This window comes from Lentibacillus halophilus (assembly GCF_039522485.1).
Taxonomy (GTDB): Bacteria; Bacillota; Bacilli; order Bacillales; family Amphibacillaceae; genus Lentibacillus; species Lentibacillus halophilus.
On the sequence record NZ_BAAADM010000016.1, the window covers coordinates 1 to 13,292 of the forward strand.

At 39.8% G+C, this 13,292-nt stretch carries 13 protein-coding genes and 2 pseudogenes; 14 read left to right on the top strand and 1 reads right to left on the bottom strand.

Annotated elements, in window-relative coordinates:
• Positions 1 to 71: 71 nt before the first annotated feature.
• The 14 genes and pseudogenes from ABDZ72_RS03745 to ABDZ72_RS03810 all read left to right on the top strand — a co-directional run bounded on the left by ABDZ72_RS03745 (position 72) and on the right by ABDZ72_RS03810 (position 12,727).
• Positions 72 to 1,220: a DUF3394 domain-containing protein gene (locus tag ABDZ72_RS03745; RefSeq protein WP_343751259.1), complete on the top strand. Its 1,149-nt coding sequence runs from the start codon at positions 72 to 74 to the stop codon at positions 1,218 to 1,220.
• Between the two features lie 136 nt (positions 1,221 to 1,356).
• Positions 1,357 to 2,427, top strand: a complete 1,071-nt coding sequence (locus ABDZ72_RS03750; protein ID WP_343751260.1) for an ABC transporter ATP-binding protein — start codon at positions 1,357 to 1,359, stop codon at positions 2,425 to 2,427.
• Positions 2,420 to 3,940 (top strand): ABC transporter permease/substrate-binding protein, encoded by a 1,521-nt coding sequence (locus ABDZ72_RS03755; protein WP_343751261.1) that lies wholly within the window; start codon positions 2,420 to 2,422, stop codon positions 3,938 to 3,940. Before ABDZ72_RS03750 ends, ABDZ72_RS03755 begins: the two co-directional genes overlap by 8 nt.
• Positions 3,941 to 4,284: 344 nt before the next feature.
• The gene (locus ABDZ72_RS03760; protein WP_343751262.1) at positions 4,285 to 4,743 is read left to right on the top strand and encodes an NAD(P)-binding protein; all 459 of its coding nucleotides are present in this window, start codon (positions 4,285 to 4,287) and stop codon (positions 4,741 to 4,743) included.
• Between the two features lie 652 nt (positions 4,744 to 5,395).
• Complete coding sequence (locus tag ABDZ72_RS03765) at positions 5,396 to 5,851, top strand: MarR family winged helix-turn-helix transcriptional regulator (protein ID WP_343751264.1); 456 nt, start codon at positions 5,396 to 5,398, stop codon at positions 5,849 to 5,851.
• An 87-nt stretch (positions 5,852 to 5,938) separates the two neighbouring features.
• Complete coding sequence (gene mhqE, locus ABDZ72_RS03770) at positions 5,939 to 6,892, top strand: ring-cleaving dioxygenase MhqE (protein ID WP_343751266.1); 954 nt, start codon at positions 5,939 to 5,941, stop codon at positions 6,890 to 6,892.
• A gap of 22 nt (positions 6,893 to 6,914) precedes the next feature.
• A pseudogene (locus ABDZ72_RS03775) lies at positions 6,915 to 7,353 on the top strand (VOC family protein); the annotation flags it as partial.
• Between the two features lie 54 nt (positions 7,354 to 7,407).
• The gene (locus ABDZ72_RS03780) at positions 7,408 to 7,998 is read left to right on the top strand and encodes an alpha/beta hydrolase (RefSeq protein ID WP_343751268.1); all 591 of its coding nucleotides are present in this window, start codon (positions 7,408 to 7,410) and stop codon (positions 7,996 to 7,998) included.
• A gap of 177 nt (positions 7,999 to 8,175) precedes the next feature.
• On the top strand, positions 8,176 to 8,706 hold the full coding sequence (locus tag ABDZ72_RS03785) for a YceI family protein (RefSeq protein WP_343751269.1): 531 nt from the start codon (positions 8,176 to 8,178) through the stop codon (positions 8,704 to 8,706).
• Between the two features lie 326 nt (positions 8,707 to 9,032).
• Positions 9,033 to 9,179, top strand: a complete 147-nt coding sequence (locus ABDZ72_RS03790; protein WP_343751302.1) for a hypothetical protein — start codon at positions 9,033 to 9,035, stop codon at positions 9,177 to 9,179.
• A pseudogene (locus ABDZ72_RS14400) lies at positions 9,154 to 9,348 on the top strand (transposase); the annotation flags it as partial. The gene ABDZ72_RS03790 and the pseudogene ABDZ72_RS14400, both read left to right, overlap by 26 nt.
• A gap of 279 nt (positions 9,349 to 9,627) precedes the next feature.
• A complete protein-coding gene (locus ABDZ72_RS03800; RefSeq protein ID WP_343751270.1) occupies positions 9,628 to 10,623 on the top strand; it encodes an ABC transporter substrate-binding protein in 996 nt (331 codons plus the stop codon).
• Between the two features lie 54 nt (positions 10,624 to 10,677).
• The gene (locus ABDZ72_RS03805; RefSeq protein ID WP_343751271.1) at positions 10,678 to 11,694 is read left to right on the top strand and encodes a FecCD family ABC transporter permease; all 1,017 of its coding nucleotides are present in this window, start codon (positions 10,678 to 10,680) and stop codon (positions 11,692 to 11,694) included.
• Positions 11,687 to 12,727, top strand: coding sequence for a FecCD family ABC transporter permease (locus ABDZ72_RS03810; protein ID WP_343751273.1), 1,041 nt, complete (start codon positions 11,687 to 11,689; stop codon positions 12,725 to 12,727). The genes ABDZ72_RS03805 and ABDZ72_RS03810 overlap by 8 nt, the downstream gene beginning before the upstream one ends.
• A gap of 269 nt (positions 12,728 to 12,996) precedes the next feature.
• On the opposite strand, the gene ABDZ72_RS03815 is transcribed toward ABDZ72_RS03810, so the two are convergent.
• Positions 12,997 to 13,158 carry a hypothetical protein gene (locus ABDZ72_RS03815; RefSeq protein WP_343751275.1) on the bottom strand — a complete coding sequence of 54 codons (162 nt, stop codon included), beginning with the start codon at positions 13,156 to 13,158 and terminating at the stop codon, positions 12,997 to 12,999.
• Between the last annotated feature and the right edge of the window lie 134 nt (positions 13,159 to 13,292).

Here is a 13,292-nt window from a genome sequence, read left to right on the forward strand (position 1 = left end):
AATCCGAGAAAAATTCGTGTCTTTGATTACATCTTCGATGGATAGAAAATATAGTTTTTCACCGGTCTTTTATGACATATCGCTTTTCCAAACAGGCAGGAAAATGGGCTTCCATTGGTGATTTTGCTGCTATAATACTTGCACTTGCTGCTGGGAGCCATTTCACATTTCATGCCGAACGAATCGCCATTCGCATACCGATTATGGATCCACTAACGAATCTGGACATCGTTTTCGGATTGGTATTTGTGCTTTTAAGTTTGGAAGCGGCCCGGAGAACGATTGGCTTTTCTATTGTCTTAATCGCACTTATCGGTATAAGCTATGCGTTATGGGGGCATTATTTTCTGCCCTTAATTGTTCTTATCACATTTTTGTTACTTGGCTATAGTGCATCGAGAGCCGGCTTCTATGGTATCCTTTGGATTGTCCTTATCAGCTGGCTTCGAAAAAACACACGGATGGGTCTGAAAGAAATCGCAGGAGCAATGATCAATGGTTCCAATTCCTCCATCTCGGTAACCACGGCCTGTGCCGCATCGGGGTTGGTCATAGCAGGAATCATGTCAACGGGGCTTGGGGGGAAGTTAACGAGTATTGTGCTCGGATTTACAGAAGGTATGATCTTTCCAACATTGTTGTTGATCATGCTGCTCTGTATCATTCTTGGAACGGGAATGCCTGTAGCTGCTGCGTATATTTTAACCGCTATGCTGGCAGCACCTTCCTTAATTGAATTAGGGGTTCCTGTTATGGCAGCCCATTTATTTATCGTGTATTTTTCGGTTTTCTCAGCGATCACACCGCCAGTCGCTGTCGCTGCGTTTGCTGCAGCTAATATTGCGGAAACCAATCCAATTCGTGTCGGACTTGAAGCTGTCAGACTTGGCTCAATTGGGTTTATCATACCATTTATGTTTGTGCTTAAGCCTTCGTTATTAATGGATGGCCCGATCGAGCAGATCATTGTTTCAATTACTACTGCACTCATAGGAGTCATTCTGCTAGCATCCGGTTGGATTGGTTGGTTTGCCGTCAAATCCAATCTATTTGAGCGCATGCTATTGATTACTGTCGGTTTTCTGATGATGTATCCAGAAGTTATTTCTGATTGGATGGGGGTAGGTTTAGTTATTGTGGTCGTACTTATGCAGCGGAAGCGAGTCGGAAGCAAGTGGGAAACAAGGACGGAGGAACTGTCCCAAACTATACAACATTAAAAATGGGACAAGAAGTCTATCATAGCCCAACCTCATATTTAAAAATAACATAGGGATATAGTTTAAGGTTTATTCATACCTTTTTTCAGGAAAAACAACAGTGTCAAATACTATTATTTATAAAAGGATGTGTCTCATGATTGAATTCAAAAATGTATCCAAGACATTTTCTGATGGCACAGAAGCCGTCCGCAACATATCCTTTAAAGTAAATAAAGGAGAGATGCTGACGTTGATCGGCCCTAGTGGCTGCGGAAAAACAACAACAATGAAAATGATTAACCGTCTAATTGAACCGACAGATGGGGATATATACATAGAAGAAAAAAAGGTCAAAACATTTAATGTGCATGAATTGCGTTGGAACATCGGCTATGTCCTTCAGGAAATTGCACTTTTCCCCCACCTCAACGTGATGGAAAATATCGCGGTGGTACCGGAAATGAAAAAATGGAAAGCTTCAGACATTACCAAACGATCAAAAGAACTTCTAGACATGGTTGGATTGGACCCTGATACTTATGCCAAGAAAATGCCTGATGAACTTTCCGGCGGAGAGCAACAGCGTATAGGTGTTATCAGGGCTTTGGCTGCTGACCCCGACATCATTTTAATGGATGAACCTTTCAGTGCACTTGATCCGATCAGTCGGGAACAATTGCAGAAAGACATTTTGCAGCTGCAGACAAAAATCAATAAAACGATTGTATTTGTCACACACGATATCGACGAGGCACTGGCCCTTGGTGATCGCGTATGTCTGATGAAAGAAGGCGGTATTGTTCAAATTGATCAACCTCAAAACCTCGTCACACATCCGATCAATGATTTTGCCGATCATTTCATCGGCTCACGAAAATCACCTTGGCAAAGTGCAGTGGATGTCATTGCCGATACTTCCTTTGAATATGTTGTACGAGCCAGTGACCTGAATACAAAAAATAGATACAAAAATGGCATATGGGTTGTTGTGGATGATTCAAATTATTTTCAATATCTGCTCAAAGACGGACAGATTGTTGAGAGCGATGTCCTGCCCAACGACATGACGCTTAATCAGGCATCTTATATCGTTGAAACAAGTCCCTATGATCTTGTTCCCATTGTCAGAGATAATCAGCTTATCGGTACCCTGTCCAATCGAAATATTGTCAGATTTTTGCAGAAGCATGCCGACAAAGGGGATGGGGTGAAACACCTTGAATAATATTATTACAACTTTCCAAAATCGCAAAGATGTGTTTTGGGAGGCGATTTGGGAACATCTGCAGATCTCTCTCATCTCGTTGGCCATCGCAATCCTCATCGCTGTGCCCATTGCTTTGTGGCTGACCCGTCATAACAGAATTGCTGAACCGATTATCGGAACGTCAGCGGTGTTGCAGACCATACCAAGTTTGGCCGTTCTCGCGTTTCTCATTCCTTTTTTTGGGATTGGCAAAATTCCCGCCGTTATAGCTCTTACGTTATATGGCCTCCTGCCCATAATGCGTAACACCTATACAGGTGTCATAGAGGTTCCTGGACCTTTAAAAGAAGCAGCGACAGGAATGGGGATGTCTTCATTTAAGCAATTAACCAAAATAGAACTTCCCATCGCTATGCCAACCATTATGGCCGGCATCCGCACGTCTATGGTCCTCATAGTGGGGACTACAACGATTGCTGCTTTAATCGGAGCGGGCGGACTTGGTAAACTTATTCTGCTTGGAATTGATAGGGGTGCAGAGATCAACTTAATTTTACTCGGAGCAATTCCGGCTGCTCTTTTGGCCATCGCTCTGGATTATATTTTAAGATTATTTGAGTATTTTTCCAGACGATCGGGTTTAAAATCTCTCATTGTTATGATTGTGGCAGTGGTACTTGTTTTGGTGGCGCCCTTTGTGATTCAAGATGGTAAACAGGAAGAACTGATCATCGGGGCCAAACAGGGTGCAGAACCCGAGATACTGATCAATATGTATCAATTATTAATTGAGGATGAAACAGATATCAATGTCAAGCTTGAACCAGGACTCGGAAAAACAGCATTTGTGTTCGATGCACTGGAAAGTGGAAGCATTGATATTTACCCTGAATTCACAGGAACTGCCATCGTTACGTTTATGGAGGAAGAAGCCGACAGTAATGATGAGTCAGAAGTGTACGAGCAGGCTCGTGAAGGTATGAAAAAACAATTTCAGATGGAATATTTAAAACCCATGGCATTTAACAACACGTATACGGTATCTGTCAAAAATGATTATGCCGAAGAAAATGGGCTTGAAACCATTGGGGATCTAAAAAAAGTGGAAGACGAGGTAACAGCTGGTTTCACTCTGGAATTTAAAGATCGGCAAGATGGTTACCAGGGCATGAAAGAATTGTATAACCTCGATCTCGATATTCAAACCATGGATCCGGGCCTGAGACAGAAGGCTATCGATCGCGATGAAGTACAGATAATCGATGCTTATGCAACTGACAGTTATATGGTTAAACTTGGACTGGTATCACTGGATGATCCAGAGAACCTGTTCCCACCTTATCAGGGCGCACCATTAATGCGAGAAGAAACTTTGGAAAAATATCCTGAATTAGAAGATATTCTAAACCAGCTCAGCGGTAAAATTACCGATGAACAAATGAGAGAGATGAACTATGAGGTTGATTATGAAGACCGCGATCCCAACGATGTTGCTGAAGAATTTCTACTGGGTGAAGGATTACTGGAATAAAATAACTGAATTGACTGAACTGGTCCAAATGCAGCCGGCATCTGGACCAGATTTTATATCGCAGCATCAATTTCTTCCGATACGTTAATTGTTTTGCCGGAACCAAAAAAGTACCACCTTTTTACCAGCCACCAGGTTCACCCAACCAAAAGAGATAGTATTCTACCTTTTTATTTTGTTAGCGGGCGCATTCGCGGAATAAATTTGGTTTGGAATGGAAGTGATCATCCAAAGTCCGGGTCATGTTTTGTTGCCATAATTCACTCTTCATATTTCTTTACATGGATTGCAGCTTCAAGGGAATACTTAGATTGTACCAAAACTTGTCGGGAGGTATATGCGCAATGAACGTGGTAATTATGGGCGCTGGACTGTCTGGTTTAGTCTGTGCAATAACCCTTGAAAAGAACGGCATCACACCAACTATTTTTGAGAAAAGAGACCAAACCGGGGACAGATTTGTTAATGGAGAGATTATGCTTGATATCCTAAATCGTCCGGTTGAGGATGGTATTGCGCATTTGGCAGTTGAATATGGCATTTATCTTAAACCTACATCAGCTATACAGAAATTGAAACTTTATTCAAAAAATGAAAAAGCAGTTATTGAAGGGCATCTTGGTTTTTCCAACATTCGCGGCAGAGTACAGAATTTGTTTGAGTCCCAACTGGAACAACAAACAAAGTCACCTATTTATTTCAACTCAAATAAAACATATGCACAATTGCTTAGTGAATATACACATGTAATCATGGCCACCGGGGATGGGGATGATGTAGCAGAAACTAAATTTCCAAAATGACTTAACTGTATCAATTAAAGGGGCGAGTGTTAAAGGGAGAGTTGAACGTCAAGCAGCCATGGCTTGGTATTGATTATGGAACCCCTTACTGTTGGTTTGGTTGGCTACTTTAACTATAACAGAAACCGGGTTCTTTTTTCATTTTTTTGGTGCATACTCAATATTGCTGGAAACCTTGGCATTCAAGAGGTTAGACCATTAATCAAAGCTTTTCTGTGAATAATTCAGGTGTATATTTTTATTTTAGCTGTTATCACATTCCTAGCTTTATATAAAATAATCAGAGCGATAAATATGAATTATTTACTCGTCCTTGAAAAGACACATGAGATTAATCCCAATATAATTACGGATGAGCATAGGGGAAGCCGTTTTTCATTTTGGAATACAAAATAAAAAAGCCTTATGCTGTATTGATTTTAATTAGGAGGGGCTTCTAATGGCTCATTACCGGAAATGATACTTGATTTACAGTTATGGGGGAAAAATGTTTCGTTTATCATAGCTCTTTAACGATCGCATTTATTATCCTAAAAAAATTTGCCACTAAGATCACCCTCCTAGAAATCACTGTATGTCATCTGCAGGTTGACACATGAAAGGCAATACTATATAATTAAAATATCTCGATTTCGAGATAAAGGAGAAAATCATGAATAACAAAAATCAAGAAGAATACGAAGAAAATTTGTCGTTGAAGACATTTGTGGTTTTAACTCGTACATTACAATCCATTAAAGAACGTGTGGAAGAAGATATAAAATATTTAGGACTAAACCCAACAGAGTTTGCTGTTTTAGAATTAGTCTACAGTAAAGGCGATCAACCGATACAAAAAATTGGTGAAAAAATATTAATTGCAAGTAGTAGTATTACTTATGTTGTAGATAAATTAGAGAAAAAAGACTTAATAAAGAGAAAGCCTTGTCCGAAAGATCGACGTGTAACATATGCTTCAATAACAACTGATGGAACAGAATTGATGAATCAAGTCTTTCCTGATCATAAAAAAGCTTTAAAAGAAATTTTAAGTGGATTAGATATGAAAGAAAAAGAAGAACTAATTGAACAGTTGAAAAAATTAGGTTTTCATGCACAAAGCATGTAGTTTTTTTAATTAAATATCTCGAATTAATAGTATATGAATTAGTATTAAATGAGGAGTTATAGAAGGCAAATACAAAGGAGTTTATTAATGACAGATGGACTACTAGGAATTCACCATGTTACGGCCATGACGGATGATGCAGTGAGAAACTATGAGTTTTTCACAGAGGTACTCGGAATGAGGTTAGTTAAGAAAACGGTAAACCAGGATGATATTCACACATATCATACATTTTTTGCGGATGATGTCGGTTCACCGGGGACGGACATGACATTCTTCGACTTCCCGAACATTCCGAAAGGAGCACCGGGAACGAACTCGATTTCCAGAACAGGACTAAGAGTACCTGACGACGCAGCGCTTGACTATTACTTGGAACGATTCAAGGAGTTTGGTGTGAAGAATGAGGGCATTCAGGAGATTTTTGGTAAAAGCGTGCTGCCATTTGAAGAATCAGACGGTCAGAAATATCAACTGTTCTCTGATGAAAACAATGAAGGCGTGGCGCCAGGAAAACCCTGGAAAAATGGACCGGTACCTGTAGAAAAAGCCATTTATGGGTTGGGACCGGTTGAAATTACGGTAAGTTATTTCGAAGATTTCAAAAAAGTGCTCTCTGATGTTTATGGTATGAAACCAATTCTTGAAGAAGAGAACATGACACTATTGGATGTAGGCGAAGGTGGCAACGGCGGACAGGTCATTCTGAGAAATGATGACACAACGCCAAGCCGTCAGGGCTACGGACAGGTTCACCATGTATCGTTTAGAGTGAAAGATCACGAGACTATTAAACAATGGGAAGCGAAATACAATGAAATTGGTATGGGACATTCCGGTAATGTAGATCGCTTCTACTTCGAAGCACTCTATACACGTGTCGGTGATATTCTCATTGAGCTCTCAACAGACGGTCCAGGTTTTATGGATGATGAACCATATGAAACATTGGGTGAAAGTCTTGCACTGCCACCATTACTCGAGCCGAAACGTGAATATATTGAGGCGCAGATCCGTCCATTCGATACCAAACGTTCTTAATAGAGGAAAAGGGGAAGATTAAATGGAAGAAATTAAAATAATCCATCATATCTCAGCTATTGTAGGTGATCCTAATGAAAACCTGAGATTTTATAGAGATGTTTTAGGACTTCGTTTGATTAAACAGACGGTGAACTTTGATGACCCGGGTGTCTATCACCTGTACCTTGTTAAATCATAATGTCACACTGGGGACAGTCATCACCTTCTTCCCGTGGTCAAACAATAATTATGGAAGGAAAGGCAGCGGTCAGGTCGGAAGGATTGCCTTCAGAGTACCAAAAGGCAGTCTGGACTACTGGAAAAAACGTCTAACGGCTCAAAACCTCCAAGTTGAAATGACTCAGCTTTTTGGTGAAAACACACTTGAATTCGATGATGTTCATGGACTCGAGATCGCAATTGTCGAGGGCGAAACATTTGCAGATAATAATGACATACTTGGTTTCCATGGGTCTGTATTCAAGATATTTACAGTAGAACGACCTGAATCATAAGAATTGGAGTGAACATTAATGGAACACATTTACAAGGAAAAGAAAAAGGGAGCCCCGTTATTTATACTTCTCCACGGCACAGGTGGTACAGAAACAGACTTGGTCTCTCTTGCTGAATTGCTTAATCCGGAGTATAACGTTTTAGGCATCAGAGGAAATGTACAGGAAAATGGTATGAATAGATACTTCAAACGTCACGGAGAAGGTCAGTACGACTGGAAGGATTTTGAATTCCGTGGTAATGAACTTTATGAATTTATCGTGGAAAAATCAAAAGAATATGATTTTCGGCTTGAAGATGCAGTTCTTGTCGGATTTTCAAACGGCTCTAACATCGCCATACAAATGATTCTCCAAAACCCTGATACGTTCAAAAAAGCAGCTTTATTCGCGCCACTGTATCCGGCAGATGTGTCAGAAAAACAGGACTTCAGCGATGTGGACGTATTCTTGTCACTTGGCAAAGGTGATCCGATCGTACCAGAATCTGAAAGCACGCGGGTCATCAATCTTTTTAAAGAACGAGGTGCAGACGTTGCAACGGCCTGGGTTAACGGACACAACTTGACACAGGAAGTCGCCCTGGAAGCAAAAAACTGGTTGAATTAAATGGTAGCTAGGGAGACTATTTACGTGAAAAACCTTACTTCTCATTATGTTGATCTATTTAATTGAAAAAAATGCGTACATGTCGCAGAGTGTCTGGTGGAAAATTGATCGTTTTTAACGAATAGTAAAAAGAATTGGATAAAGAATAGAAATTAAATATTATTGGAGGAGATTGACATGACACAAGCAATATGGAACGTTGACAAGGTACACAGTACAATAGGATTTGCGGTAAGACATATGATGATTTCGAACGTAAAAGGAACATTTAACGATTTTGAAGGTACTGTCGAAGCAGATCCACAAGACTTAACAGATGCATCCATTGATCTTAAAATTGATGTAAGTAGTGTTGACACACGCATGTCGGATAGGGATGATCATTTACGCTCAGCTGACTTTTTCGATGCGGAGAATTATCCAACCATAACATTTAAAGCAACAAACATTGAGAAGAAGTCTGAAGATCACTATGATGTAACTGGTGATTTTACAATTAGAGGCACAACAAAACCAGTCACATTTGATATTACATTTGAAGGTGTGGCCAAAGATCCCATGACTGGAGATGAAGCTGCTGGATTTTCAGGCAGTACAAAGATAAACCGTGAAGATTTTGGTTTAACATGGAACGCGGCACTTGAAGCAGGCGGTGTTGTAGTAGGTGACGAGGTAAAAATCAATATCGAAATACAATTACGTAAGTAAGCTTTATAAATACGTTTGATACCTAGTAAAAGTAAATATAATTTGCGAAGAGAACCCCTTTTGGATATGATAATTAAAAGGGGTTTTCTACATAAAAATGAAATCAACTTTATATTATGAGCGGCCATTTTAAATTAATTATTTATAACGAGATAAATCGGTTGATTTAAAGGGGGAATATGCCCAATAAAAGGAACACACACCACTCAACGAAAGATTTTTGGGTGTGTTTTTCTTTTTATTTATTATTTTGTTCCTCATTATCGGATGCGATTAAGTAATGGTACTTAATAAGTAATTATTTTTTGAAAGAAGGCAGATACGTCATGGCAAATACAGAAACGTTTGATTGGAAACAATATGTTCCGCTTTTTGTTGTATTACTATCCGGTGCTTTCATTACCATTTTGAACCAGACACTTCTTGGGACGGCGCTCCCGCCCATTTATTCAGAACCAGCGTGTCCAATGTGAGCATGGATTCGCCGAAGCCAAGACAGTGCACGGGCTGGATCGTGCCAAAAGCAGAGGGCTGGACTGCATGCAGGAACAAGCACTCTGTACCGCCATCGTTCAAAATCTTAAGAAGTTAAGCCGGTTCAAAGGTAGAAGGCCCAGGACCGGCGTTTCAGCATGCGCTGAAACGAAAAAACGAGATGAAAGACACCATAGCAATCACTTTATTTCCCTTATTTTTAAGGGGGTCCAAGAAACATTCGCATCTTTGATGGATGAAAACAGTAGTTTTTCACCAGTCTTCTAGAGAGTTTCTCATTAGTTCAAGAAATTTTGAGGAACTTTTTTTATAATTCCGCTGTTAGACAAATGAAAATTTCTAAATGCATCGTTGACATATTACATTATATGTAATAGTATAATATTTAATGAAAATGATTATCATTATCGAAAAAGGAGAGTATATATGCTAAATAACCAACTACATAAAAAATGGGGACTACTTTTATTTGTTTTAATTATGGTTGCAGTGCTTGCAGCTTGTGGATCGGAAGGAGATTCTTCAGAAAATGCTTCATCTAAGGAAGGTGAGAAGTCTTCAAGCGATAATTCAAAAGAGCGGGAAATTGAGCACGCTATGGGGACCACAACTATCGAGGGAACCCCTGAAAATGTTGTAACGCTTTATCAAGGAGCAACGGATACAGCTACTGCATTTGGTGTGGAGCCAGTAGGAATTGTTGAGTCCTGGGTAGAGAAACCTATTTATAAGTATCTTAGAGATGATTTAGAGGGAACGAAATTAGTGGGGGAAGAGACCCAACCGAATTTAGAGGAGATTTCCAAGTTAGAACCGGATGTTATTTTTGCATCGAAACTTCGTCATGAGGAAATCTATGAAAAACTAAATAAAATTGCTCCTACTGTAGCCATTGATCAAGTCTATGCATATAAGGAAACAGTTAAATTAATGGGAAAAACGTTGAATAAGCAAGATAAATCAGATGAAATCCTGACCAATTGGGATGAGCGGATTAAAGATTTTAATAAAAAAGCTGCTGAAAAGTTAGGAGATGACTGGCCGGTAAATGTTTCTATCTTGAATTTCCGAAGTGATCATGCCCGTATTTATTTTGATAGTTTTGCAGGAACGGTTCTTAGAGAAGCTGGATTCACTAGACCAGAGAATCAACAATCAGATAAATGGGGTATGAAGCTAACCGATAAAGAAAGTATTAATGAAATGAACGCTGATGTTTTCTATGTTTTCATGAGTGACGACCCAGCGATTAAAGATAATTATAAAGAATGGACAAACCACCCTCTTTGGCAGAACCTGGACGCTGTGAAAAATGATGAAGTTCATATGGTCGATGAAGTTACATGGAACATGGCCGGTGGAATTCGAGCCGCTAACTTAATGCTTGATGATTTGTATGACAGGTTTGATTTAGAAAAATAAATGACGAAAGATAGGAGGATTTCTCCTATCTTTGTTTCTTTGGGGAGAAAAGTAATGATTAAATCTATAACCAATCGACATATAAGGTGGATGACGCTTTTTGTCCTATTGCTTTTATTTGTAACGGCATCTTTTTTAAGCATATCATTAGGAAAAACCTCCATACCTCTCTCTACAGTTTGGGACGCCTTCTTCCATTATGACCCCTCTGACACAAATCAGGTCATTATTCGTACGTCGCGCTTAACCCGAACATTAATTGCTATTACCATAGGAACAAGTCTATCGATTGCCGGAGCTCTGATGCAAGCATTGACGCGTAACCCTTTAGCAGCACCTGATATCTTTGGGGTGAATGCAGGAGCACTATTCTTTATCGTTGCGTCAGCTACCTTCTTTTCAGTAGAATCCTTAAGCGGGTATATGTGGATTGGTTTCATAGGAGCTGGAGTTGCGGGGGTGATCGTATATTTACTAGGTTCAATGGGGGAAGATGGCTTGTCTCCAATTCGCATTGTCTTAGCGGGTGCCGCGATCAGCGCGCTTTTTATCTCATTCACGCAAGGGATGCTCGTTTTGGATGAACAACGTATACAAAGTGTTTTGTTTTGGCTGGCTGGTTCTGTGGCGGGCAGGGAATTAAACCTTCTTCTACCGGTTCTTCCTTTTATCTTAGGAGCAATTATTCTTTCGTTATTGGTTGGAAAGCCACTGAACATTCTTATGTTTGGTGACGATGTGGCTAAAAATCTTGGTCTAAACACCGGTTTGGTTAAATTGGTAATCGGAATCATTATTGTGTTTTTAGCTGGAGGATCGGTAGCTGTAGCAGGATCTATCGGATTTATTGGCCTGGTTGTCCCTCACATTGTTAAAGGAATCATAGGACCAAATTATCAATGGATTTTACCGATCAGTGGTATATTCGGGGCTACTTTGTTGTTATGTGCTGATATCGCAGCACGACTCATCATTGCTCCTCAAGAAATGCCCATAGGAGTTATGACGGCTCTTTTCGGAACGCCATTTTTCATTTATATAGCTAGAAAAGGGGTGAAGAAAAGTGGGTGATTTCTACACAATCAGAAGCAAAAATGACAAATTTTCGATGAAATTTCATAAAAAGTCGTTGTTTATTTTGATTTGCTTATTGTTGCTTACAGTAGTTGTCTTTATCATAAGCCTTTCAGCAGGAAGCAGTTATATTCCTGTGGGAGCGGTTTTTCAAGAACTCATTAGTGAAAGTGATCATACTTTTATACTTAATGAACTCCGAATGCCTCGTGTCATAATGGGCTTCCTTGTGGGTGCAGGACTTGGGGTTTCCGGGTTAATCTTGCAGGGGGTAATTCGTAATCCCTTAGGTTCTCCGGACATTATAGGGGTAACAGGAGGGGCTTCTGTAGGTGCGGTTTTGTTTATGGTTTTTTTACTGGGTGAAATGAGTGTCAATTGGCTTCCCCTAGCTTCGATTATTGGAGCAGCAGTTACATCAGCCATTATCTATTTATTATCATGGTCAAATGGGGTGACCCCCATGCGATTAATTCTCATTGGCATTGGTATTTCTGCATTGACCAATGCCATAGTAACCATGTTTATGGTATCGAGTGAGTCTGCCGTTGCTTCTAAAGTATATCTATGGTTAACCGGAAGCTTATATGGTTCCAATTGGCAGGAAGTAACTATTCTCCTTCCAATCATCCTTACCTTGATCTTTTTCTCATTCTTTTTTACAGAAATTGTGAATGTCAAGCAATTAGGAGACGATATAGCGATCGGTATGGGCGTTCGAGTTCAATTCTTCCGCTTTCTATTACTTGCCTTGAGTGTTACATTAGCTGGCGCTGCTGTTTCTTTTGCTGGCGGCATCGCTTTTGTTGGATTAATCGCGCCTCATATCGCTCGTATTATATTGCATAAATCGTTTGCTAATTTAGTAGTTGGTTCTGCGCTTATCGGATCGTCGATAGTGATGGGAGCTGATATCATAGCTCGTACGGCCTTTTTGCCATCGGATGTCCCTGCTGGAGTCTTTACAGCTGGGATTGGAGCACCATTTTTCATTTATTTATTATACCGTAACAGAAAGGGGTTTCGTTAATGACTCCTGTTCTTGCATTAATGGAAGAGGTAAAAGCTTTTAATTAAAAAGGAGATAATCAAAATGAATAAATCTTTAATAGTAATTGTTGTGGCATTCATGTCGGTACTGTTACCATAGGCGGCGCAGTGAAATCAGGAACATTTTTTGACCCAGATTGGATTGCTGAAGCATACTGGGAACTTTTTACGAAGCACGATAAAAAAGAAATCCTATATCAGCAATAATCTGTGAATCCCCATTGATTCTGGGGACAGTCCCCAGAATCACTATTCCTTTCTACGTTCTAACATTTCTTTCAGCTCTTTTTGTTCTTTTCGGACGAAACCTATCTCCTGTTCCAATACATCTAATTTTTTAGTTACCGAGGTTAAGGCTTCTTCCAGCATTCCCTGCAATCGCTGTGCTTTTTCATTTTCGCCTGTTTCCATGAGTTTACCCTCCATTGTTATCCGTATCTATTCATAATATAACGCAAATAGGGTCAGAAGACATTATGTTCACACACACATTTAAAAAGTTGTCACTACTATCCGGGTACTGTCCCCAATATATAATTTATTTT

Excerpts from the sequence above, each read along its gene's own strand:
- ABDZ72_RS03750 (WP_343751260.1), top strand. The coding sequence starts at position 1,357 with ATGATTGAATTCAAAAATGTATCCAAGACATTTTCTGATGGCACAGAA.
- ABDZ72_RS03805 (WP_343751271.1), top strand. The coding sequence starts at position 10,678 with ATGATTAAATCTATAACCAATCGACATATAAGGTGGATGACGCTTTTT.
- ABDZ72_RS03745 (WP_343751259.1), top strand. The coding sequence starts at position 72 with ATGACATATCGCTTTTCCAAACAGGCAGGAAAATGGGCTTCCATTGGT.
- ABDZ72_RS03800 (WP_343751270.1), top strand. The coding sequence starts at position 9,628 with ATGCTAAATAACCAACTACATAAAAAATGGGGACTACTTTTATTTGTT.
- ABDZ72_RS03780 (WP_343751268.1), top strand. The coding sequence starts at position 7,408 with ATGGAACACATTTACAAGGAAAAGAAAAAGGGAGCCCCGTTATTTATA.
- ABDZ72_RS03790 (WP_343751302.1), top strand. The coding sequence starts at position 9,033 with ATGGCAAATACAGAAACGTTTGATTGGAAACAATATGTTCCGCTTTTT.
- ABDZ72_RS03765 (WP_343751264.1), top strand. The coding sequence starts at position 5,396 with ATGAATAACAAAAATCAAGAAGAATACGAAGAAAATTTGTCGTTGAAG.
- ABDZ72_RS03785 (WP_343751269.1), top strand. The coding sequence starts at position 8,176 with ATGACACAAGCAATATGGAACGTTGACAAGGTACACAGTACAATAGGA.
- mhqE (WP_343751266.1), top strand. The coding sequence starts at position 5,939 with ATGACAGATGGACTACTAGGAATTCACCATGTTACGGCCATGACGGAT.
- ABDZ72_RS03760 (WP_343751262.1), top strand. The coding sequence starts at position 4,285 with ATGAACGTGGTAATTATGGGCGCTGGACTGTCTGGTTTAGTCTGTGCA.
- ABDZ72_RS03815 (WP_343751275.1), bottom strand. The coding sequence starts at position 13,158 with ATGGAAACAGGCGAAAATGAAAAAGCACAGCGATTGCAGGGAATGCTG.